We start from the raw sequence: 21,064 nt of genomic DNA, 5'->3' as shown, positions 1-21,064 counted from the left end.
TCAGCTCACTCAGCTGCGGGCAGTCGTGCTGCTGGGGCGATGGGGGTCCCCCCGCTCGAGCGAAGCCGAGAGCGGGGGAGGGCGGGCGCGGCGGCACCCTGCCGGCGCCGGTAAGCGACACCCCCCCGCCCCAGCCACAACCGGCGCCGGCTACTCCACTCGCCGCAGCGCATCCGCAGGCCGCAGCCTCGACGCGCGCCAGCCGCCGAACGCACCCGCGATCAGGCCGCCGGCCACCGCCAGACCCACCGCGACCGCGATCGTCGTCACGCTGACCGGTGCCGTCAGGGCGACCTCCAGCGTCTTCGCGGCCTGCCGCCCGCCGCCGAAGCCGCCGCCACCGCCACCGCCGAAGCCGCCACCGCCGCCGGGAGCGGCGCCCGCGTTGCCGCCGCCACCGCCGCCGAGGGAGGCGTCCAGGGTCGGGCTGATCTCGGTGACGACGTACGCGCCCGCCAGACCGAGCGCGATACCGAGCGCGCCGCCGACCAGGCCGTTGACCATGGCCTCACCGATGACCTGACCGGTGACCCGGCGGGACTTCCAGCCCAGCGCCTTCAGCGTGCCGAACTCGCGGACCCGGCGGGAGACCGCGGAGGAGGTCAGCAGTCCGGCCACCAGGAACGCGGCCACGAGCACCGCGATGGACAGCCACTTGCCGACGTTGGTCGCGAGCGAGGACGCCGTGGAGAGGGAGCCGGAGACGGTGTCCGCGAGGTCGGCGGAGGTGGTGACCGTCGTACCCGAGACGTTCTTCTGGATGGTCGACTTGACGGCCGAGATCTGCTTGGAGTCGGTCGCCTTGACGTAGATCGTGGTGACCTTGTTCTTCTCGTCGGCCAGCGTCTGCGCCTGCTTCAGGGGCATGTACAGGTTGGCCGCCGCGTCACCGCTGTCGGCCGTCGCGATGCCGATGATCGTGTACTTGACCTTGTTGATGGTGACGGTCGAACCGACCTTGTACTTCTTCTCCTTGGCGTACGCCGAGTCGGCGACCAGTACCTTGGCGTCGGTCTCGGTCGTCTTGAAGGTACGACCGCTGGTGATCTTCGACGAGGTCAGCGGGCCGACCTCGGTCTGGGTCACGTCGGTGCCGTAGACCGTGTACGAGTTGACGTCGAAGTTGGCGCCGCCGCCCCGGACCTCACCCTGCGGGGCGCCGGTGCCCCCGCCGTTGCCCTGGCCCTGGCCGCCCTGCTGGTTGCCGCCGGAGCCCTGGTTCTGCTGGAACTGACCCCGGGTGAACTGGCCGCTGATCTTGACCACGTTGAGGTTCAGCCCGCCGACCGCGGTCGCCACGCCCTTCTGGCCGCCGACCTTGGTGACGGTGGTGGAGGCGAGGGTGGTGAAACCCTGCACCATGACGCGGTCACTGCTCTGCGTGCTCGACGAGCCGTTGTTCTGCGCGTCGAAGTTGAAGCGGGGCCGTTGGGAGGCGCTCGTGGACGCCGACGCGGCCTTGGTGACGGTCATGTCCGTACCCAGGCCGTACAGCGACTGGAGGACCTTGTCCTGCGCCTTCCCCATGCCGTTGGACACGGAGTTGACCACGATGACCAGTGCGATGCCCAGCGCGAGGCCGGAGGCGACGACGAGAGCCGCCTTTCTGCGGCGGCGCAGTTCGCGCCTCAGGTAGGTGAAGAACATGACCGCAAGGTAGGGACGCACCGTGATGGCTCGATAAGGCCGAAATAAGAGAAGCATGAGAAGGCTGTGGCGGGCCCCAGAAATGCCGATGCCGCCCCTGGGGGCGGCATCGGCGAGCTGTGTGGCGACTGTGCGTCAGACGGCCGAACCGGCCTTCCAGGCGGCCCAGTTCAGGTTCCAGCCGTTGAGGCCGTTGTCGGGGGCCACGGTCTTGTCGCCGGTGTTGGAGATGACCACCACGTCACCGACGATCGAGTGGCTGTACACCCAGTAGGCGGGCGTGCTGGTGTCGTTGGCGCCCTTGGTGTCGGACAGGCCGACGCAGCCGTGGCTGGTGTTCACGGCACCGAAGATGGACTTGGCGCCCCAGTAGTTGCCGTGCAGGAAGGTGCCGGAGCTGGTGAGGCGGATGGCGTGCGGCACGTCCTTGATGTCGTACTCGCCCTTGCCGTCGCTGTCGGTGAAGCCCACGGTCGCGCCGTTCATGCGCGTCTCCTTGAACTTCTCGGACATCACCATGACGCCGTTGTACGTCTTGTTCTCGGGCGAACCCGCAGAGATCGGTATGGTCTTGACCGTCCTGCCGTCCTGGGTGATCTTCATCTCCTTGGTCTTGGCGTCGACGTAGGAGACCTGGTTGCGGCCGATGTGGAAGGTGACCGTCTTCTGCTGGACGCCGTAGACACCGGAGGCGCCCTGCACACCGTCGAGCGCGAGCTTCAGCGTGACGGTGGAGTTCTCCTTCCAGTAGTCCTCGGGACGGCAGTCCATGCGCTGGGTGGAGAACCAGTGGCAGGCGACCTCCTGGCCGCTGCTGGAGGTGACCGTGATGCCCTTCTGGACGGCGGCCTTGTCGGTGATCTGCTTGTCGAAGTTGATCGACACGGGCATGCCGACGCCGACGGTCGAGCCGTCCTCCGGCGTGAAGGTGCCTATGAAGCTGTTGGCCGGGGAGACCGTGGTGAAGGAGGCGTTCTCGTGGGCGACCAGACCGGCGGAGTCCTTGGCCTCGGCGTCCACCTTGTAGGTGGTGGACCGCTCCAGCTGGGTGGAGGGCTTCCAGGTCGTCTTGTCGGCGGACAGGGCGCCGGCGACCGCGGTGCCGTCGGCCGTCGTCATCGTCACGTTCGTGAGCGTGCCCTTGCTGACGGTGACGGCCGCGGAGTTGTTGATGGAGGCGTTGTCCGAACCGTCCTTGGGCGTGATCGTGATGTCGGCCTGGGACGACTTCTTCGCCGCCGCCTGATCCGACTGGGCCTGCGAGCTCTCACCGCTGCCGGACGCCTTGTCGTCGCTTCCGGAACACGCCGTGAGCACCAGCACACCGCCGAGCAGTGCGGACGCGGCCATCAGGCCCTTGCGCCGCTTACTGTCCGTCATCACACGCTTCTCCATCGTTGCCGAGTCCGCGAACACACCGAGAGTCCCCGTCAAGAACCTTCAACGCTACGGCCGCTTCGTCCCGTTCCACATTCCTGGGAGGTGTGGGGCACACCACGTCCGCCGGGGCGGGCGGTGCGGCAGGGGTCGGTCCGTGCGCTGTCTCAGACGACGAAACCCCGGACGGCGGTCGCCGTCCGGGGTCACTGGTTCCCCGGAACGCTCAGCCGATGCCGTCCTCTTCCTCGTCGTCGCCCTCGCCATCATCCTCGTCGAGGTCCCAGTCCGGCGAATCCGGATCGTAGGAGACCTGCTCGCTGGACCAGGAGGCCTGCTGGAGTTCGACTCCGGGCACCTCGCTGACCAGGTCGAACGGGTCGACGAGATAGGCAAGGGCCTCGGCGGTGTCTTCCGTCACAGCGCTCTCGGCGTGCGCACGCTCCTCGCCGGGCAGCTCGGCGTCCTCGGCGATCCGCTGCAGCGCGGCCTTGGTGACCTCGTCGGCGTCCTCGACTTCGAGGACCAGCTCCACTCGAAGCCGCACAAAACGTGATGTCTCTGGAGTGCTCATGCCGGGAGCGTACGGCCGAAACCTCCTGTGACTTTCCCGTGACCCGCGATTTTCACTAACATCGCCCCACACGGCCAATTCGCCAGCGTCACAAGGGGATCGATATTCCGTGTCATCCGTTCGCCGCCCGCTGCTGACCGCCACCGCCGCAGGCACGCTCCTGTGCGCGCTGTGGTTCGTCCCGTCCGCCAACGCGTCCCAGGACACCCCGGCGAGAACCGGCACGTCGGAGAGTACGGCGACACAGGTCACCCAGCAGGCCAAGGCGCTGTCCGAGGCGACCGGGGACGCCGGTCAACTCGCCGACACCGGAAGCCCGGACACCACGCCGTACGTCATCGGCGGCACCCTTTTCCTCGCCGTCGGCGCCGGGTTCGTGGTGTACTCGGTCCGCCGGGAACGGCTGGAATTTTAAACAACTTGACCGATCCTTGACCGGGGACTCAGAGTCCCCTCATGAAGAGATCATCGGCCCTGCGGATGTGCACCCTCGCCGCCGGCGGCGCACTGTCCCTCGCCCTCATCACGGGCTGCTCCGACGGGAGTTCCGAGGACCCGTCCGCCACCACGGACTCCGCCTCCAGCGTCAAGGCGTCGAGCGCCGCTGAGTTGAAGCAGCAGATTCTCGCGCAGGGCGAGGTCGACGGCTACAAGGTCAACGCGATCGGCGAGGCCGCGCCGACCCGCAGCAAGATCAAGGCGAGCGACGAGAAGTGCCGCCCGCTGGCCTACGTCCTCACCGGCCTCGCACCGGCCGAGGCGCCCGCGGAGATCGGCCGCACGGTCCGCGAGGACAAGAAGGACCCGACCGACGACGCGACCTCCCTCGATGACATGGCCGACGGAAAGTTCGAGGACGCGCTCAAGGACTCGCTGAACCTGGACGTCACGTCCCTCGACCTGTCGTCGTACGACGGGAAGGGCGCGCAGCAGGCCCTGAAGGCCCTCTCGGCGGCGGTCAAGGACTGCGCGAGCGGCTTCACGGGCGGCGCGGCCGGCGACGAGCAGAAGGTCACGAAGGTCACGGCGACCAAGCCCTCGGGCGCCGGCGACGAGTCGGTGGCGTTCACGGCGGTCACCGACATGGACGGCGACAAGGGCCCCCTGCACGCGGAGGTGGTACGCCACGGCAACACGCTCGCGACGTACTTCACGATGAACATCGGGGCGATGATGGCCGGACAGACGTACACGGTACCGCCCCCGGTGATCAAGGCCCAGTCAGCGAAGCTGAAGTAACACGCAGTTCCCCGCGCCCTTTCGGCGGCGCAGGGAACTCCGCATCTCGAGGCGCGGGCAACTCCCCATCTTGGGGGCGCGGGCAACTCCCCATCTTGGGGGCGCGGGGAACTCCGCATCTTGGGGGCGCGGGGAACTGCGCGACCAGCCCCCGCACACCCGCACCCGACGATGCGGGAGACTCCGCATCCTGGGGGCGCGGGCAACTCCGCATCCTGGGGGCGCGGGGAACTCCGCATCCTGGGGGCGCGGGGAACTGCGCATCCTGGGGGCGCGGGGAACTGCGCGACCAGCCCCCACACACCCGCACCCGACGATGCGGGAGACTCCCCATCCTGGGGGCGCGGGGAACTCCGCATCTTGGGGGCGCGGGGAACTCCGCATCCTGGGGGCGCGGGCAACTCCGCATCCTGGGGGCGCGGGGAACTGCGCGACCAGCCCCCACACACCCGCACCCGACGATGCGGCCGAGGCCTACCGCAGCGCCCCGGTCACCTTCTCGACGGCCTCCACGAGCGCTCCGCCCCGCACGAACTCCTCCGCCGCCGCGAGGTCGGGCGCCAGGTACCGGTCGGGCCCAACCCCCCGCACCCCCGCGGAGCGCGCCGCCTCGATCACGGCCAGCGAAGCCGGCGCCGCCGTCAGCCCCTCCCGCAGCTCGATCGCCCGGGTCGCCGCATACAGCTCGACGGCGATGACCCGCGCCAGATTGCCCACGGCCGTCCGCAGCTTGCGCGCCGCCGACCACCCCATGGAGACATGGTCCTCCTGCATCGCGGAGGAGGGGATCGAGTCGGCCGACGCCGGCACGGCGAGCCGCTTCAGCTCGCTGACCAGCGCCGCCTGCGTGTACTGGGCGATCATCAGGCCCGAGTCGACGCCCGCGTCGTCCGCCAGGAACGGCGGCAGCCCGTGGCTGCGGTTCTTGTCCAGCAGCCGGTCGGTCCGGCGCTCGGCGATGGACCCGAGGTCGGCCACCGCGATGGCGAGGAAGTCGAGGACGTAGGCGACCGGCGCGCCATGGAAGTTGCCGTTGGACTCGACCCGCCCGTCGGGCAGCACGACCGGGTTGTCGACGGCCGACGCCAGCTCCCGCTCGGCGACGAGGCGCGCGTGCGCGAGCGTGTCCCGACCGGCCCCGGCGACCTGCGGAGCACACCGCACCGAGTACGCGTCCTGGACGCGCGGCGCGTCGTCCTGGTGGTGCCCGGTGAGCTGGGAGCCCTTGAGCACGGCGAGCATGTTGGCGGCGCTGTCGCCCTGCCCGGGGTGCGGGCGGATCGCGTGCAGCTCGGGCGCGAGCACCTTGTCCGTGCCGAGCAGCGCCTCCAGGCTCAACGCGGCTGTGACATCGGCGGACTTGTAGAGCATGTCCAGGTCGGCGAGGGCCATGACCAGCATGCCGAGCATGCCGTCGGTGCCGTTGAGGAGCGCGAGCCCCTCCTTCTCGCGCAGTTCGACGGGCGCGATCCCGTGCTCGGCGAGCAGCTCACCGGCGGGGCGGACGACGCCGTCCGGGCCCTCCGCGTCCCCCTCGCCCATCAGCGTGAGCGCGCAGTGGGACAGCGGCGCCAGGTCGCCGGAGCAGCCGAGGGAGCCGTACTCGTGCACGACCGGGGTGATTCCGGCGTTCAGCACGTCGGCCATGGTCTGGGCGACTTCGGGACGCACACCGGTGTGTCCGGAGCAGACGGTCTTCAGCCGCAGGAACATCAGGGCCCGTACGACCTCGCGCTCCACCCGCGGCCCCATGCCGGCCGCGTGCGAGCGCACGATGTTGCGCTGCAACTGGGCCCGCAGCTCCGGGCTGATGTGCCGGGTCGCGAGAGCGCCGAAGCCGGTGCTCACGCCGTAGACCGGCTCCGGCTTGGCCGCCAGCGCGTCCACGATCTCCCGGGCCGCCGCCAGCGCCGCGACCGCCTCCGCCGACAGTTCGACGCGGGCGCCGCCGCGCGCCACGGCGAGGACGTCGGACGCGGTGACACCGGACGTCCCCACCACCACAGTGTGCATATCCATATTCAGGAGCGTACGCAGTGAATGCAGCTGCTGTCACTAGTGGGGTGCAGGGTTGCCCCTTACTTCTAGGTCACTTCTGCGTAAACAGCTGTACGGTCATGACCGCCGGCCCCGGAAGCTGCGCCGCTCGGCCCGTTCCGGCGGGGGCGCGTCGGCCAGTCGGACGACGGGATCGTCCGGCCCCTCCCGCCCGGCCACCACCGGCCGTTCCGCGCGGAGCGCCTTGGCGCGGTACTGCGCGGCGTCGGCGAGCCGGAACAGGCGGCGGGCCGAGCGCACCGGCCCGATCGGGTCCGCGGTCGAGGCGACCCCGCACGCGACCCCCTCCCCCAGCTCCAGCTCCCCGGCCCGGCGGCAGAGTTCGTCGGCCGCCTTGACCACGTCGTCGGCCTGCGGGCCGACCACCAGCAGACAGAACTCGTCCCCGCCGAGCCGTGCGGCGAGGGCACCCGGGAGCATCGCCCCGCACAGGGACAGGACCGAGCCGAACCGTTCGAGAAGACGGTCGCCGACGGCGTGCCCCTGGGTGTCGTTGACCCGCTTGAGCCCGTTGAGGTCGCAGACGACCAGGCTGACCACGGCGTCGTCCGCGCGGTGCCGGTCGATCGCCTCGTCGAGGCGTACGTCGACGGCACGGCGGTTGGCGAGCCCGGTGAGCGCGTCGGTGTACGCCAGCCGGCGGGCCTCCTCGAGACGCTCGGTCTGGGCGATCCCGGCGGCGACCACGGAGGCCAGGACGGTGGCGAAGTCGGCGTCGCCGTGACCGAAGACGGGGGTCTGGACGGCGCGGGCGACATACAGCTCGCCCCACGCCCTGCCGTGCAGCAGGATCGGCGCGACCAGGCAGCAGCCGCGGCCCCTGCGGCGCAGGGCGTCGACCCGCCGGTGCGAGTAGCCGGGGCGGCCGGCGGCGGGACCCTCGGCCGTCTCCACCCAGGCGTTGGGGCCGCCGCCGCCCGCCCAGCGTTCGTGGAGGAACTCGGTGATCTCGGGGAACTGGTGCACCGGGTAGGCCTCGGCCTCCGGGAACTCCTCCTCGTCCGGGGCGCGCTCCCCGACGTTCACGAGGACCCGCAGCCGGCCGAGGTCGCGCTCCCAGACGGAGAGCGCGGCGAAGCTGCCGTCCAGGGCACGGCAGGCCCCGGCCGCGGCGGCGCGCCAGCACTCGTGTGGGGTGTGAGCCGCAGCCATGCCCTGAGCCAGCGCCACGACGGCGGCGAGCCGTATGTCCTCACCCATTACTCCAGGCTAGGGAGGTTTGGGCTCATTCGGGACATTGGTGCGGCGAACAGGTGTAGCGACGACCTGCGCCGTCCCGGGGCGCGGCCCGATGGGGCCGATCACGCGGTTCCCCGCGCCCCGGCCCACCCGCACCTCACTCCCCCGGCCACTCCGGCTTCCGCTTCTCGTTGAACGCCGCGACGCCCTCCGCACGGTCCCCCGAGAACGCCACCGACCGCCATGCCGCGTCCTCGACCTCCAGCCCCGTCCGCAGGTCCAGCCCGTGCCCGAGCCGCAGCGCCCGCTTCGCCGCCCGCAGCCCCACCGGCGAGTTCGCCGCCATCCGTGCCGCCAGCGCCAGCGCCGCGTCCCGGTCCTGGCCCGTCTCCACCAGCTGGTCGACCAGGCCCAGCTCATGCGCCTCCGGCGCCTCCACCCGGCGCGCCGAGAAGATCAGCTCGGCCGCGCGGGCCGCGCCGACCCGGCGGGGCAGCAGCTGCGTACCGCCGCCGCCCGGAATCACGCCCACCGACACCTCGGGCAGGCCCACCACGGCCGTGCCGTCGGCCACGATCACGTCGCAGGACAGCGCCAGCTCGAAGCCCCCGCCGAGCGCGTAGCCGTGCACGGCGGCGACCGTCGGCATCGGCAGCTCCAGTACGCCGGTGTACGCCCCGCGCGACAGCGGCCGCGCCCGGACCAGCTCCGCGTCGGTCATGGAGTTGCGCTCCTTGAGGTCGGCGCCGACGCAGAACGCCCGCTCGTGCGAGGAGGTCAGCACCACCACCCGGGCGTCCCGGTCGGCGCCCAGCGCGGCGCACGCGGCCACGATCGAGCGGGCCATGTCCGCCGACACCGCGTTCATGGCCTTGGGCCGGTCCAGTACGAGTTCCACCACGTGACCGTGGCGTCGTACCAGCACGAACTCCCCGTACCGCTCCTCGCTCATGGCACCCTCCGCTCGACTCGCACTCGCGTTAACGCTTGTTAACCGCACGATCATCGCAGCCGGGCCCGGCTCGGGGAAAGGGGCATCGACCACCTCCGGAGACCCTCGTTCGGGTGACATCCCGGGAGACTCCCGGCGCACACCCCATGGAAGCGCATAACGTGCGCTCGCCACGGCGCATCGGGGGGCGCGCAGCGGGGAGGGAGCGTCATGACAGAAACGCCGTCAGTCGGCCGCCGGGGGCGGCACCGCAAGCCCCGCCCCCGCAAGGTGCTGTTCGCCGCCGGAGGTCTCGCACTGGCCGCCGGGGTGCTGAGCCTCGTACGCATCGTCCCGGAGGGCGGTGTCGGCACGCCCGGCACCGCGGAGGCGGAGCCCCGGCTGGATCCGACCGCCGACGCCACGGACCGGTCGGCGAACGCGGCCGCCACCCTCGGTCCGGTCCGCACGGCCACCGCCTCGGCGGCCACCGTCATGGGCGGCACGAGCCGGACCCCGACGGCCACGCCGTCCGCCACGCCGTCCGCACCGGCGTCGGTCTCACCCAGCGCACCGCCCGCCAGGACCGTCACGGTCCCGACCACCATCCCGACGAGCCCGGCACGACCGGCCGGCACCGCGCCGGCTCCGGCGACCAGCACCCCGGCCACGACCCCCACCCCGACCTCCACGCCCGGTACCCGTCCGCCGGGCGACGGTGTCTGCCTGCCCGTCGTCGGACTGTGCGTGGACCCACTGATACAGGCCGGTCGCCGCTAGGACGGCTCCCCGTCGCGGCGGGTGAGCAGCCAGGGCTCCACCACGCCCAGGCCACGCACCGGGCGCTGCCACATCGGCTGGAGCGCGAAGCGGTACGTCGGGGGTTCCTCGCCCTCCTTCTCGGCGGTGGCCGCTGCCTCGGCGGCCTCCGCCTCCGAGGCGGGCGCCTCGCCGGAGCGGATCAGTTCCTCGGCGAACGCCGAGTCGACGAGCACGGCGTCCCGCGGGGCTATGGACGTCAGCCGGGAGGCCAGGTTCACGGTCGTACCGAAGACATCGCCCATTCGGGTGGTCACGGTGCCGAAGGCCATGCCGACGCGGAGCTCCGGCATCGTCTCGTCGTGGCCCATGGTCTCCACCAGGCGCAGCGCGATGTCGGCGGCCGTGCCGGCGTCGTCGGCGGCGTACAGGACCTCGTCGCCGAGGGTCTTGATGAGCCGGCCACCGCGGGCCGCCACCAGGTCGGCGGCGGTGGTCTCGAAGGCCTCGACCAGCTCGCCGAGTTCCTCCTCCTCCATCCGGCGGGTCAGCCGGGTGAACCCGACCAGGTCGGCGAAGCCGACGGCCAGCCGCCGGTCGACCATCTCCTCGTCGTCGGCCGACTGCACGACCCGGCCGGCCGAGGCGGCGAGCTGACGGCGCCAGACGTAGACCAGGAACTCCTCCAGCTCGGGCAGGAGCAGTTCGACGATCGGGTACGTGACCTCGGTGCGGGTCATGCCCGGCTCGGGGGGCTCGGTCAGGCCCTCCAGGAAGGAATCCATCTGCCATTCGGCCAGACGGGCGGTGGTCTGCCCGGTCGACCGGGCCACCTGCACGGCCATGGCCTCGCTGAGCAGGCCCGCCTCGACGAGACCGGCGAGCCGGCGCAGGGCCAGCACGTCGGCCTCGGTGAGCGCCTTTGCCTGCCCGATGTCCGCGAAGCCCATGGCCCGCCAGAACCTCGAGGCCAGTTCCATGGAGACGCCGGCGCTGCGGGCCGCCTGGAACGGGGTGTAGCGGCGCTCGGCACCGAGGATCAGGCCTTCGAGGCGCAGGGCGAGCGGGTCCTCGCCGGAGTCGGCGGCGTCCGCGCCCTCGCCGGAGCCCGTGTCGTCGACGGTCACGCCTGCTGCCCTTCCGATCTGCCGCGGTCACGTATCGACCGGCCTCAACTCTACGGCAGCTGTGCGGTAGCTCACTTCGTGAGGTGGGCCGATGTCAGGTCGCCCCGCCGGCGTTCCCTGGGGGCTACGCCCCCCGGACCCCCGCGCCAGGGGACGCGGACGGCCCGGATCCCGCCTGCCGGGCCGACGGGGGCCGAGCGCGCCCACGCGGCGGTGGCCGCAAATCAATTACAACCCCGCGCCCCTTACGGGGCCGTCGCAACCGCGGGCAGTCGTGCCGCTCGGGGCGGGTGCCCCAGCTCGAGCGAAGCCGAGCACGGACGGCCCGGATCCCACCTGCCGGGCCGACGGGGGCCGAGCGCGCCCCCGCGGGGGTGGCCGCAAATCGGGCACAGCCCCGCGCTCCAACGGGGCCCGTCGTCGCCGTAGGCGGTCGTGCCGCTCGAAATGACGTGAGCGATACCCCGCCCCCGCCACACCGGCTCACGCCGGCCGTAGGTGCACGATGTCGCCCGCCCCGACAGGTTCCTGCACGCCCGCCTCCGTGGCGATCACCAGTCGTCCGTCCCCGTCCACGGCCACCGCCTCCCCGACCAGCGACCGGTCCCCCGGCAGCTCGGCCCGGACCGTCCGCCCCAACGTCGCGCAGCCCGCCGCATACGCCTCCTGGAGCCCGCTGCGCGCCGGATCGCCGCCCGCCGCGCGCCAGCGCCCGTACCAGTCCTCCAGCGACCGCAGCACCGCCCGCAGCAGCGGATCCCGGTCCGTGGTCGCGGCGCCGGCCAGCGCCAGCGACCCCGCCTGCGGCACCGGCAGCTCCTCCGCTCGGAGCGTGACGTTGATACCGACGCCGACCACGACGGCGTCCTCGCCGGCCCGCTCCGCCAGGATGCCCCCGGCCTTGCGCTCCTCGTCACCGACGGTCACCAGCAGGTCGTTCGGCCATTTGAGTGCCGTATCGACGCCGGCCGCCCGGGCCAGCCCCGTCGCCACCGCCACCCCGGTCAGCAGCGGCAGCCAGCCCCAGCGGGCCACCGGCACCTCGGCCGGCTTCAGCAGCACCGAGAAGAACAGGCCGGAGCGGGCCGGAGCCGTCCACTGGCGGTCCAGACGGCCCCGCCCGGAGGTCTGTTCCTCGGCGACGAGCACGGCGCCCTCGTCCGCGTCCCCCGCGAGGGCCCGCGCCACCAGGTCGGAATTGGTGGAGCCGGTGCGCTGCACGACCTCGATGTCGCAGTAGAGGCCGCCATGGCCGCCGTCCCGCACCAGAGCCCTGCGCAGCCCCGCCGCCCCGAGCGGTGGACGGTCCAGGTCGGACCAGCGATTGTTGTTCTCGTCTGCTGCATCTCGCGGCGTCATGCAAGCCACCCTAGGTGTGTTGTACGCCGCACTGCCGTTTGGTAGGTGCCCCACTACGCTACGGATGAGTAACCGTCCCCCCTTTTGAGCAGGCAGGGAGCCGCATCCCGATGTCCGAGCCGGAAGAGATCGACATTCACACGACCGCGGGGAAGCTCGCGGATCTCCAGCGCCGTGTCCATGAAGCGACACACGCCGGTTCGGAGCGCGCGGTCGAAAAGCAGCACGCCAAGGGCAAGTTGACGGCCCGTGAGCGGATCGAGCTGCTCCTCGACGAGGGCTCCTTCGTCGAGCTGGACGAGTTCACCCGCCACCGCTCCACCGACTTCGGCCTGGAGAAGAACCGCCCGTACGGCGACGGCGTCGTCACCGGATACGGCACGGTGGACGGCCGCCCGATCGCCGTCTTCTCCCAGGACTTCACCGTCTTCGGCGGCGCCCTCGGCGAGGTCTACGGCCAGAAGATCGTCAAGGTGATGGACTTCGCCCTGAAGACCGGCTGCCCGGTCATCGGCATCAACGACTCCGGCGGCGCCAGGATCCAGGAGGGGGTCGCCTCCCTCGGCGCGTACGGCGAGATCTTCCGCCGCAACACGCACGCGAGCGGTGTGATCCCGCAGATCTCGCTGGTCGTCGGGCCCTGTGCCGGCGGCGCCGTGTACTCCCCGGCCATCACCGACTTCACGGTCATGGTCGACCAGACGTCCCACATGTTCATCACCGGTCCTGACGTCATCAAGACGGTCACCGGCGAGGACGTCGGCTTCGAGGAGCTGGGCGGCGCCCGCACCCACAACTCGGTCTCCGGCGTGGCCCATCACATGGCCGGCGACGAGAAGGACGCCATCGAGTACATCAAGCAGCTGCTGTCGTACCTGCCGTCCAACAACCTCTCCGAGGCCCCGGTCTTCCCGGAGGAGGCGGACCTGGCCGTCACCGACGAGGACCGCGAGCTGGACACCCTGGTCCCGGACAGCGCGAACCAGCCGTACGACATCCACACGGTGCTCGAACACGTCCTCGACGACGGTGAGTTCTTCGAGACGCAGACCCTGTTCGCGCCGAACATCGTCACCGGCTTCGGCCGGGTCGAGGGCCACCCGGTCGGCATCGTCGCCAACCAGCCGATGCAGTTCGCCGGCTGCCTGGACATCAAGGCGAGCGAGAAGGCGGCCCGCTTCGTCCGCACCTGCGACGCCTTCAACGTCCCGGTCATCACCTTCGTCGACGTCCCGGGCTTCCTCCCCGGCGTCGACCAGGAGCACGACGGCATCATCCGGCGCGGCGCCAAGCTGATCTACGCCTACGCCGAGGCGACGGTCCCCCTGATCACCGTCATCACCCGCAAGGCCTTCGGCGGCGCCTACGACGTCATGGGCTCCAAGCACCTGGGTGCCGACCTCAACCTCGCCTGGCCGACCGCCCAGATCGCCGTCATGGGCGCCCAGGGCGCCGTCAACATCCTGCACCGCCGCACGCTCGCCGAGGCGGAGTCCGACGGCGCGGACGTCGAAGCCGTGCGCGCCCGTCTGATCCAGGAGTACGAGGACCACCTCCTCAACCCCTACACGGCCGCCGAACGCGGTTACATCGACGCCGTGATCATGCCGTCGGACACGCGGCGCCATGTCGTACGGGGCCTGCGCCAGCTCCGTACCAAGCGCGAGTCCCTGCCGCCGAAGAAGCACGGCAACATCCCCCTCTAAGGAGCCGCTGTGACGATCAAGGTCATACGGGGCAACCCGACCCCGGAGGAACTGGCCGCCGCTCTGGCGGTGGTCAGGGCGAGGGCGGCGGCCCTGGCAACCGCCCCGTCCGGCACCCCCACGGCACGGGCCGCCTGGTCCGACCCGTCCCGCATCGCCCAGCACCGGGTCCCCGCCCCGAGCCCGACGGCCTGGACCCGCACGTACTGGCCAAGCTGAGAAAAACGCCCAAGGAGCGCGGGGAACCGCGCACGGAACAACAACCCGGGGCACCGATCTAAGTACCCCTACTCAGGCGCCCTGGGTCGGCCGAGCCGCACGCTGGTGGCATGCTGTGGTCGGACCCTGACGACGAGCCGCCGAAGGACCTGCAGGACATGCAGAACACCCTCCGGCGGCTCGGCGTCTTCCTGGCTCTGGTCATGCTCCTGCTGATGATCGTTCTCGGCGTGAGGTGAGCACTCACCTGTCCGCGCCCACCGATACGCTGACGCCATGCGCAGACTCGTCCTCGCCTCCCAGTCCCCCGCCCGGCTGAACCTCCTGCGCCAGGCGGGTCTCGCTCCCGAGGTGATCGTCAGCGGCGTCGACGAGGACGCCGTCACCGCCCCCACCCCGGCCGAACTGGCCCTCGCCCTCGCGGAGGCCAAGGCCTCCGTCGTCGCCGCCCGCGCCGACGTGCAGGGCGCGATCGTGATCGGCTGCGACTCGGTGCTGGACCTCGACGGCCGGGCGCTCGGCAAGCCGACGGACGCCGAGGAGGCGACCGCCCGCTGGAAGTCGATGCGCGGCCGGGCCGGCACCCTGCAGACCGGGCACTGCGTGTGGGACACGGCGAGCAACCGGCACGTGTCGGCGACCGCCTCCACCGTCGTCCGGTTCGGCGAGCCCACCGACGTGGAGGTCGCCGCGTACGTCGCCTCCGGCGAACCCCTCTACGTGGCGGGCGCGTTCACCCTGGACGGCCGCAGCGCGCCGTTCATCGACGGCATCGAGGGCGACCACGGCAACGTGATCGGCATCAGCCTGCCCCTGGTCCGCCGGCTGCTCGGGGAGCTCGGCATCGGCATCACGGAGTTGTGGGCGCCGGCGGAGTGACCGGCCCGGCGGCCGGCGTGTCCTTCCTCGGTTCCGGTTCCGGCTCACCGGCAGCCGGTCCGGAACCGTCCGCACCCCCGTCGGCCTGCGCCCCGGCGCCCGCGCCCTCCGTCCGGTCGTACGTCATCAACAGCAGCACGACGAGGGCCAGGACGACCACCATGGACAGGAACGCGGTCCAGCCGATCAGGCCCCACGCCACGGCGCCCAGCAGGCCGTGTACGACCGCGACGCTGATCAGCAGGATGCGGCCGAGGCCGGCGGGCGCCCGGTTGCGTATGGCCACCAGCAGGGCCACCAGGGCGCACAGCGCGAAGTAGAGGCCGAAGACCACGGCGCCGATCTTCGCGGTCATCGACATGTTGTCAGGGTCGAGCCCGGCCAGGGACATGTCCTGACGGTCGACCACCACTCCCATGAACCAGTTGAGCGCGGCGACGCCGAGTGCCTCCGCGAGGAGTATGACCGCCACGGCCCAAGCCACCGGTCTGCGCACCACCGGCCCCCACCCACTTTCAGGTCACGGCCCCACGAGAGCCGCTGTTACTTGAAGTACGTTCAAGACATCGCGAACGCTACTAACGGGTAAACCCGGGGACAAGGGGCCGGGCGTCGGCAAAGATTCGTTGGGCCATTCGTAGGGACTCAACAAAGAAACGCTGTGGGGCGCGGCACGCTCTCACAGAGACCTTGAGCACATCGCGGGGCTAGGGTTTTCCGAAGGAGTCCTGCGTACCGCGGTGCGACAAGGGCTTTCGCGGGTCGGGCGAGCCTCGCATCACGCTCCGTGTGGGCAAGCTCACCATTGGGGACGGGTCGAAGTGCCGTGTCGGCCTTCCCTAAACTCGGCTTGTTTCAAGGAGGGAGCCTCAATCGTGCGCAAGGTGCTCATCGCCAACCGTGGCGAAATCGCTGTCCGCGTGGCCCGGGCCTGCCGGGACGCAGGGATCGCGAGCGTGGCCGTCTACGCGGACCCGGATCGGGACGCTCTGCATGTCCGCGCCGCTGATGAGGCGTTCGCCCTGGGCGGTGACACCCCGGCCACCAGCTACCTGGACATCGACAAGGTCCTGAACGCGGCACGCGAGGCGGGGGCCGACGCCGTCCACCCGGGCTACGGCTTCCTCTCCGAGAACGCGGAGTTCGCCCAGGCGGTCCTGGACGCCGGCCTGACCTGGATCGGTCCGCCGCCGCAGGCCATCCGCGACCTCGGCGACAAGGTGGCCGCCCGGCACATCGCCCAGCGCGCCGGCGCCCCGCTGGTCGCCGGTACCCCGGACCCGGTCTCGGGTGCCGACGAGGTCGTGGCGTTCGCCGAGGAACACGGCCTGCCGATCGCGATCAAGGCCGCCTTCGGCGGTGGCGGGCGCGGCCTGAAGGTCGCCCGCACCCTCGAGGAGGTCCCGGAGCTGTACGACTCCGCCGTCCGTGAGGCGGTGGCCGCCTTCGGGCGCGGGGAGTGCTTCGTGGAGCGCTACCTGGACCGGCCGCGGCACGTGGAGACCCAGTGCCTGGCCGACAAGCACGGCAACGTGGTCGTGGTGTCGACCCGTGACTGCTCGCTGCAGCGCCGCCACCAGAAGCTGGTGGAGGAGGCCCCGGCCCCCTTCCTGTCCGACGCGCAGGTCGCCGAGCTGTACCGCGCCTCCAAGGCCATCCTCAAGGAGGCCGCCTACGAGGGCGCCGGCACCTGTGAGTTCCTGGTCGGCCAGGACGGCACGATCTCCTTCCTGGAGGTCAACACCCGCCTCCAGGTCGAGCACCCGGTGACCGAGGAGGTCGCCGGCATCGACCTGGTCCGCGAGATGTTCCGGATCGCCGACGGCGAGGAGCTCGGCTACGACGACCCCGAACTGCGTGGTCATTCGTTCGAGTTCCGGATCAACGGCGAGGACCCGGGCCGCAACTTCCTGCCCGCCCCCGGTTCGGTCACCACCTTCGACGCGCCGTCCGGCCCCGGTGTCCGCCTGGACGCGGGCGTGGAGGCCGGCTCGGTCATCGGCCCGGCGTGGGACTCCCTGCTGGCCAAGCTGATCGTCACCGGCCGGACCCGCAAGGAGGCCCTGGAGCGGGCCGCGCGTGCCCTGGACGAGTTCCAGGTCGAGGGCATGGCCACGGCCATCCCGTTCCACCGCGTCGTCGTCCGGGACCCGGCGTTCGCGCCCGAGCTCACCGGCTCCGAGGACCCCTTCACGGTCCACACCCGGTGGATCGAGACCGAGTTCGTCAACGAGATCAAGCCCTTCGCCGCCCCGGCCGACGCCGAGGCGGAGGAGGACGCCGGCCGTGAGACGGTCGTCGTCGAGGTCGGCGGCAAGCGTCTGGAGGTCTCCCTCCCGGCGTCCCTGGGCATGACCCTGGCCCGCACCGGCCTCGCCGCCGGCGCCAAGCCGAAGCGCCGGGCCGCCAAGAAGTCCGGCCCGGTCGCCTCCGGTGACACCCTCGCCTCGCCGATGCAGGGCACGATCGTCAAGATCGCGGTCGAGGAGGGCCAGGAGGTCAAGGAGGGCGACCTGGTCGTCGTCCTGGAGGCCATGAAGATGGAGCAGCCGCTGAACGCCCACAAGGCCGGCACCATCAAGGGCCTCGCCGCCGAGGTCGGCGCGTCCCTCACCTCCGGCGCCGTGATCTGCGAGATCAAGGACTGACGAGACCCCGAACCGCGTCGCCCGGCGAACGGCACCCGCCCGTTCGCCGGGCACCCGACTTTCTGGAACGGCCCATGCGCGCCGACGCCCGACGCAACCACGACCGGCTGCTCGCCGAGGCCCGTACGGTCTTCGCCGAGCACGGCACCGACGCCTCGCTGGAGGACGTGGCCCGCCGGGCGGGCGTGGGCATCGGCACCCTGTACCGGCACTTCCCGACCCGGCACGCCCTGATGAGCGCCGTCTTCGAGGACGCGGTGGACGAACTCCTCGCCAGGGCCCGCGAGTTGCTGACGGCTCCCGAGCCGTGCAGGGGTCTGCTCACGTGGCTCCACGAGGTGGTCACCAGCACGGCGGCGTACCGGGGTCTGTCCCGGGCCCTGATGTCGGCGTCATCGACCGATCCGGCCTCGGCCCTGGCCCGCTGCGGCACTCCGATGCGGGAGGCCGGCGCGGCCCTGCTGGCCCGCGCTCAGGAAGCGGGGACGGTACGGGCCGACGTACAGATCACCGACCTGCTCCAACTCATCCACGCCATCGCCCTGGCAGTGGAGGAGTCACCGGGAGATCCCGAGCTGGCGAACCGCCTGCTGACCCTGACGTTGAAGGGACTCACGCCAGAGAGGCCCAGGGGCGCGGGGCCGTATTGATATGCGGCTCCGCCGCGTGGGCGCGGCCGGCCCCGGCGGACCTGCGCCCGTGCGACGATCGAACCGGCACGGCGCCCAGGCACCCGGCGCTCACCGCCGCCGCATGTCGGCGACCCGCCCCCGCTCGCCCCCCGTCGGCGGCTCCCCGTTCATCATCGAAGCCGACCGCAGCCCCGACCCGGGCACCTGGCCCCGCCGCGGCCCCGGAAGGGATACGTCCCGACGCTGTTGATGCTGTTGCTGACGCGCCGGGACCTGGTCACCCCCCGGGTTTCCGGACGCTCCGGCCACAGCGATCTGCACCCCCTGATCGGCGAGGGCCTGGAGCTCCGTGGCGGCACGGTCGTCGTGAGCCGGCGGCTCGTCCGTGACCAACCGGGTGATGACGTCCGTCGGCACGGTCTGGAACATCGTGTCCGTACCGAGCTTGGTGTGGTCGGCGAGGACGACCACCTCCGCGGCGGCCTGCACCAGCGCCCGGTCGACGGACGCCGACAGCATGTTGGACGTGGAAAGCCCCCGCTCGGCCGTCAGGCCACTGCCCGACAGAAAGGCCTTCGACACCCGCAGCCCCTGCAGGGACTGCTCGGCGCCGGAGCCGACCAGGGCGTAGTTGGAGCCGCGCAGGGTGCCGCCGGTCATCACGACCTCGACCCGGTTGGCATGGGCCAACGCCTGCGCCACCAGAAGCGAGTTGGTGACGACGGTGAGTCCGGGCACGCGCGCCAGCCGGCGCGCGAGTTCCTGGGTGGTGGTACCCGCCCCGACCACGATGGCCTCGCCCTCTTCGACGAGACCCGCGGCGAGATCGGCGATGGCCGTCTTCTCGGCGGTCGCGAGATGTGACTTCTGCGGAAAGCCGGACTCCCGCGTGAACCCGCCCGGCAAAACCGCACCGCCATGCCGGCGGTCGAGGAGTCCTTCTGCCTCCAGTGCGCGCACGTCCCGCCGTACGGTCACTTCTGAGGTCTGGACGACGCGGGCGAGCTCACGGAGCGATACGGCCCCGTTCGCGCGCACCATTTCGAGGATCAATTGGCGACGTTCTGCAGCGAACACGAAACTGACAGTAACCCCAACGACCGTCTGCTTTCAGCAGTTTGCGCCGAATAGCAGAAGTTGTTCGCACAGCAGGGTCGGGAGTGGTATAGGAGCTACCCCACCCGACTATGCCGTACGCATGCTCGACAACTCCCCGTGACCAGCGGGGAGTCGATTCCGGCCGTCAGAGTTCGCTGCCGGTCTTCCGCGTGTGCAGCTGCCGCGCGACCTCCGCGATCGACCCCGAAAGAGAGGGATACACGGTGAACGCGTTCGCGATCTGTTCGACCGTCAGATTGTTGTCGACGGCGATCGAGATCGGATGGATCAGCTCCGAGGCCCGTGGCGAGACCACCACACCGCCCACCACGATCCCCGTCCCCGGTCGGCAGAACAGCTTCACGAAGCCGTCCCGGATGCCCTGCATCTTGGCGCGCGGGTTGCGCAGCAGCGGCAGCTTCACACCCCGGGCGTCGATCTTGCCCGCGTCCACGTCCGCCTGGGTGTAGCCGACCGTCGCGATCTCCGGGTCGGTGAACACGTTGGACGACACGGTCTTCAGGTTCAGCGGAGCCACCGCGTCGCCCAGGAAGTGGTAGATCGCGATCCGCCCCTGCATGGCGGCCACCGACGCCAGAGCGAACACGCCCGTCACGTCACCGGCGGCGTACACACCCGGAGCCGTCGTCCGCGACACCCTGTCGGTCCAGATGTGCCCGGAGTCACGTAGCTTGACGCCCGCGCCCTCCAGCCCGAGACCGGCGCTGTTCGGAATCGCGCCGACGGCCATCAGACAGTGCGAACCGCTGATCACCCGGCCGTCCGCGAGCGTGACCTCGACCCGGTCTCCCACCCGCTTGGCGGCGGCGGCCCGCGAGCGCGCCATGACGTTCATGCCACGGCGACGGAAGACGTCCTCCAGAACGGCGGCCGCGTCCGGGTCCTCGCCCGGCAGCACCCGGTCCCGCGACGACACCAGCGTGACCCTCGACCCCAGCGCCTGGTACGCGCCGGCGAACTCGGCACCGGTCACACCCGACCCGACCACGATGAGTTCCTCGGGCAGCTCGGTGAGGTCGTAGACCTGGGTCCAGTTCAGGATGCGCTCGCCGTCGGGCTGGGCGTCGGGCAGCTCGCGCGGGTGACCGCCGGTGGCGATGAGCACCGCGTCCGCCGTGAGGGTCTCCTCGCTCCCGTCCGCGGCCGTGACCACGACCTTCCGCGAGCCGTCCAGGGCCTGCATGCCCTCCAGCCGGCCCCGCCCCCGCATGACCCGGGCACCGGCACGCGTCACCGAGGCCGTGATGTCGTGAGACTGAGCGAGCGCAAGCCGCTTCACACGCCGGTTGACCTTGCCCAGATCGACCCCGACCACCCGGGCCGCCTGCTCCAGCGGCGGGGTGTCGTCGGCGACGATGATCCCCAGCTCCTCGTACGAGGAGTCGAAGTTCGTCATCACCTCGGCCGTGGCGATGAGAGTCTTCGACGGCACGCAGTCGGTCAGCACCGACGCTCCGCCCAGACCGTCGCAGTCGACGACGGTCACCTCCGCGCCGAGCTGCGCTGCCACCAGCGCCGCTTCATAGCCGCCGGGTCCGCCACCGATGATCACGATCCGAGTCACGTACTCCATTGTCCCGCACGCTTCAAGGTGCTACTGCCCGGGGGCAC

Annotated in this window: 20 protein-coding genes; 9 read left to right on the top strand and 11 right to left on the bottom strand. The window is 71.2% G+C overall.

The window, feature by feature from the left end; genetic code table 11:
* Positions 1–150 precede the first annotated feature (150 nt).
* From ACZ4N4_RS21770 to ACZ4N4_RS21760, 3 genes are all read right to left on the bottom strand, one after another.
* Entirely contained in the window at positions 151–1,647 is a 1,497-nt protein-coding gene (locus tag ACZ4N4_RS21770; RefSeq protein ID WP_467591117.1) for an ABC transporter permease, read from the bottom strand.
* 135 nt (positions 1,648–1,782) lie between these two features.
* Entirely contained in the window at positions 1,783–3,027 is a 1,245-nt protein-coding gene (locus ACZ4N4_RS21765) for a L,D-transpeptidase (RefSeq protein ID WP_467591115.1), read from the bottom strand.
* Between the two features lie 223 nt (positions 3,028–3,250).
* A complete protein-coding gene (locus ACZ4N4_RS21760) occupies positions 3,251–3,598 on the bottom strand; it encodes a hypothetical protein (RefSeq protein WP_453568857.1) in 348 nt (115 codons plus the stop codon).
* Positions 3,599–3,707: 109 nt separating this feature from the next.
* On the opposite strand from ACZ4N4_RS21760, the gene ACZ4N4_RS21755 reads away from it, so the two are divergent.
* On the top strand, positions 3,708–4,013 hold the full coding sequence (locus ACZ4N4_RS21755) for a hypothetical protein (protein ID WP_467591112.1): 306 nt from the start codon (positions 3,708–3,710) through the stop codon (positions 4,011–4,013).
* 41 nt (positions 4,014–4,054) lie between these two features.
* Positions 4,055–4,837 carry a hypothetical protein gene (locus tag ACZ4N4_RS21750; RefSeq protein ID WP_467591109.1) on the top strand — a complete coding sequence of 261 codons (783 nt, stop codon included), beginning with the start codon at positions 4,055–4,057 and terminating at the stop codon, positions 4,835–4,837.
* Positions 4,838–5,311: 474 nt separating this feature from the next.
* On the opposite strand, the gene hutH is transcribed toward ACZ4N4_RS21750, so the two are convergent.
* The 3 genes from hutH to ACZ4N4_RS21735 all read right to left on the bottom strand — a co-directional run bounded on the left by hutH (position 5,312) and on the right by ACZ4N4_RS21735 (position 9,026).
* Positions 5,312–6,850 (bottom strand): histidine ammonia-lyase, encoded by a 1,539-nt coding sequence (gene hutH / locus ACZ4N4_RS21745; RefSeq protein WP_453569197.1) that lies wholly within the window; start codon positions 6,848–6,850, stop codon positions 5,312–5,314.
* Between the two features lie 102 nt (positions 6,851–6,952).
* On the bottom strand, positions 6,953–8,095 hold the full coding sequence (locus ACZ4N4_RS21740) for a GGDEF domain-containing protein (protein WP_453568863.1): 1,143 nt from the start codon (positions 8,093–8,095) through the stop codon (positions 6,953–6,955).
* Positions 8,096–8,231: 136 nt separating this feature from the next.
* Positions 8,232–9,026, bottom strand: a complete 795-nt coding sequence (locus tag ACZ4N4_RS21735; protein ID WP_453568864.1) for an enoyl-CoA hydratase/isomerase family protein — start codon at positions 9,024–9,026, stop codon at positions 8,232–8,234.
* Between the two features lie 210 nt (positions 9,027–9,236).
* On the opposite strand from ACZ4N4_RS21735, the gene ACZ4N4_RS21730 reads away from it, so the two are divergent.
* Positions 9,237–9,785, top strand: coding sequence for a hypothetical protein (locus ACZ4N4_RS21730; RefSeq protein ID WP_467591104.1), 549 nt, complete (start codon positions 9,237–9,239; stop codon positions 9,783–9,785).
* On the opposite strand, the gene ACZ4N4_RS21725 is transcribed toward ACZ4N4_RS21730, so the two are convergent.
* Positions 9,782–10,891, bottom strand: coding sequence for an adenylate/guanylate cyclase domain-containing protein (locus ACZ4N4_RS21725; protein WP_450754597.1), 1,110 nt, complete (start codon positions 10,889–10,891; stop codon positions 9,782–9,784). The genes ACZ4N4_RS21730 and ACZ4N4_RS21725 overlap by 4 nt on opposite strands.
* A gap of 483 nt (positions 10,892–11,374) precedes the next feature.
* Positions 11,375–12,250 carry a biotin--[acetyl-CoA-carboxylase] ligase gene (locus tag ACZ4N4_RS21720; protein ID WP_467591101.1) on the bottom strand — a complete coding sequence of 292 codons (876 nt, stop codon included), beginning with the start codon at positions 12,248–12,250 and terminating at the stop codon, positions 11,375–11,377.
* A gap of 110 nt (positions 12,251–12,360) precedes the next feature.
* On the opposite strand from ACZ4N4_RS21720, the gene ACZ4N4_RS21715 reads away from it, so the two are divergent.
* The 4 genes from ACZ4N4_RS21715 (at position 12,361) to ACZ4N4_RS21700 (ending at position 15,054) form a co-directional block, all read left to right on the top strand.
* Positions 12,361–13,956, top strand: a complete 1,596-nt coding sequence (locus ACZ4N4_RS21715) for an acyl-CoA carboxylase subunit beta (protein ID WP_467591098.1) — start codon at positions 12,361–12,363, stop codon at positions 13,954–13,956.
* 9 nt (positions 13,957–13,965) lie between these two features.
* Positions 13,966–14,175: an acyl-CoA carboxylase epsilon subunit gene (locus tag ACZ4N4_RS21710; RefSeq protein WP_453380632.1), complete on the top strand. Its 210-nt coding sequence runs from the start codon at positions 13,966–13,968 to the stop codon at positions 14,173–14,175.
* 110 nt (positions 14,176–14,285) lie between these two features.
* Positions 14,286–14,414, top strand: coding sequence for a morphogenic membrane protein MmpB (gene mmpB / locus ACZ4N4_RS21705; protein WP_453568873.1), 129 nt, complete (start codon positions 14,286–14,288; stop codon positions 14,412–14,414).
* Between the two features lie 37 nt (positions 14,415–14,451).
* A complete protein-coding gene (locus ACZ4N4_RS21700; protein ID WP_467591094.1) occupies positions 14,452–15,054 on the top strand; it encodes a Maf family protein in 603 nt (200 codons plus the stop codon).
* On the opposite strand, the gene ACZ4N4_RS21695 is transcribed toward ACZ4N4_RS21700, so the two are convergent.
* Positions 15,026–15,553: a hypothetical protein gene (locus ACZ4N4_RS21695; protein WP_467591091.1), complete on the bottom strand. Its 528-nt coding sequence runs from the start codon at positions 15,551–15,553 to the stop codon at positions 15,026–15,028. The two genes, ACZ4N4_RS21700 and ACZ4N4_RS21695, sit on opposite strands and share 29 nt — an antisense overlap.
* 376 nt (positions 15,554–15,929) lie before the next feature.
* Between ACZ4N4_RS21695 and ACZ4N4_RS21690 the strand changes: the two genes are divergently transcribed.
* Together ACZ4N4_RS21690 and ACZ4N4_RS21685 are read left to right on the top strand one after the other, a co-directional pair.
* Positions 15,930–17,702 (top strand): acetyl/propionyl/methylcrotonyl-CoA carboxylase subunit alpha, encoded by a 1,773-nt coding sequence (locus ACZ4N4_RS21690; protein WP_467591088.1) that lies wholly within the window; start codon positions 15,930–15,932, stop codon positions 17,700–17,702.
* Between the two features lie 74 nt (positions 17,703–17,776).
* Entirely contained in the window at positions 17,777–18,352 is a 576-nt protein-coding gene (locus ACZ4N4_RS21685) for a TetR/AcrR family transcriptional regulator (RefSeq protein WP_467591086.1), read from the top strand.
* A gap of 90 nt (positions 18,353–18,442) precedes the next feature.
* On the opposite strand, the gene ACZ4N4_RS21680 is transcribed toward ACZ4N4_RS21685, so the two are convergent.
* A complete protein-coding gene (locus ACZ4N4_RS21680) occupies positions 18,443–19,375 on the bottom strand; it encodes a DeoR/GlpR family DNA-binding transcription regulator (RefSeq protein WP_450755274.1) in 933 nt (310 codons plus the stop codon).
* A gap of 202 nt (positions 19,376–19,577) precedes the next feature.
* On the bottom strand, positions 19,578–21,026 hold the full coding sequence (locus ACZ4N4_RS21675) for an NAD(P)H-quinone dehydrogenase (protein WP_453568882.1): 1,449 nt from the start codon (positions 21,024–21,026) through the stop codon (positions 19,578–19,580).
* Positions 21,027–21,064: the final 38 nt, after the last annotated feature.

It is taken from the genome of Streptomyces sp. NPDC026538 (genome assembly GCF_055567535.1).
Note: the sequence above shows the minus strand (reverse complement) of the source record. Positions and strands in the feature narration are given on the sequence as shown.

What these genes read in the sequence shown, in the direction of transcription:
- ACZ4N4_RS21760 (WP_453568857.1), bottom strand. Translation starts at nt 3,598, where the DNA reads ATGAGCACTCCAGAGACATCACGTTTTGTGCGGCTTCGAGTGGAGCTG.
- ACZ4N4_RS21680 (WP_450755274.1), bottom strand. Translation starts at nt 19,375, where the DNA reads ATGGTGCGCGCGAACGGGGCCGTATCGCTCCGTGAGCTCGCCCGCGTC.
- ACZ4N4_RS21740 (WP_453568863.1), bottom strand. Translation starts at nt 8,095, where the DNA reads ATGGGTGAGGACATACGGCTCGCCGCCGTCGTGGCGCTGGCTCAGGGC.
- ACZ4N4_RS21675 (WP_453568882.1), bottom strand. Translation starts at nt 21,026, where the DNA reads ATGGAGTACGTGACTCGGATCGTGATCATCGGTGGCGGACCCGGCGGC.
- ACZ4N4_RS21730 (WP_467591104.1), top strand. Translation starts at nt 9,237, where the DNA reads ATGACAGAAACGCCGTCAGTCGGCCGCCGGGGGCGGCACCGCAAGCCC.
- ACZ4N4_RS21700 (WP_467591094.1), top strand. Translation starts at nt 14,452, where the DNA reads ATGCGCAGACTCGTCCTCGCCTCCCAGTCCCCCGCCCGGCTGAACCTC.
- ACZ4N4_RS21715 (WP_467591098.1), top strand. Translation starts at nt 12,361, where the DNA reads ATGTCCGAGCCGGAAGAGATCGACATTCACACGACCGCGGGGAAGCTC.
- ACZ4N4_RS21750 (WP_467591109.1), top strand. Translation starts at nt 4,055, where the DNA reads ATGAAGAGATCATCGGCCCTGCGGATGTGCACCCTCGCCGCCGGCGGC.
- ACZ4N4_RS21765 (WP_467591115.1), bottom strand. Translation starts at nt 3,027, where the DNA reads ATGACGGACAGTAAGCGGCGCAAGGGCCTGATGGCCGCGTCCGCACTG.
- mmpB (WP_453568873.1), top strand. Translation starts at nt 14,286, where the DNA reads ATGCTGTGGTCGGACCCTGACGACGAGCCGCCGAAGGACCTGCAGGAC.
- ACZ4N4_RS21720 (WP_467591101.1), bottom strand. Translation starts at nt 12,250, where the DNA reads ATGACGCCGCGAGATGCAGCAGACGAGAACAACAATCGCTGGTCCGAC.
- ACZ4N4_RS21770 (WP_467591117.1), bottom strand. Translation starts at nt 1,647, where the DNA reads ATGTTCTTCACCTACCTGAGGCGCGAACTGCGCCGCCGCAGAAAGGCG.
- ACZ4N4_RS21685 (WP_467591086.1), top strand. Translation starts at nt 17,777, where the DNA reads ATGCGCGCCGACGCCCGACGCAACCACGACCGGCTGCTCGCCGAGGCC.
- hutH (WP_453569197.1), bottom strand. Translation starts at nt 6,850, where the DNA reads ATGCACACTGTGGTGGTGGGGACGTCCGGTGTCACCGCGTCCGACGTC.
- ACZ4N4_RS21735 (WP_453568864.1), bottom strand. Translation starts at nt 9,026, where the DNA reads ATGAGCGAGGAGCGGTACGGGGAGTTCGTGCTGGTACGACGCCACGGT.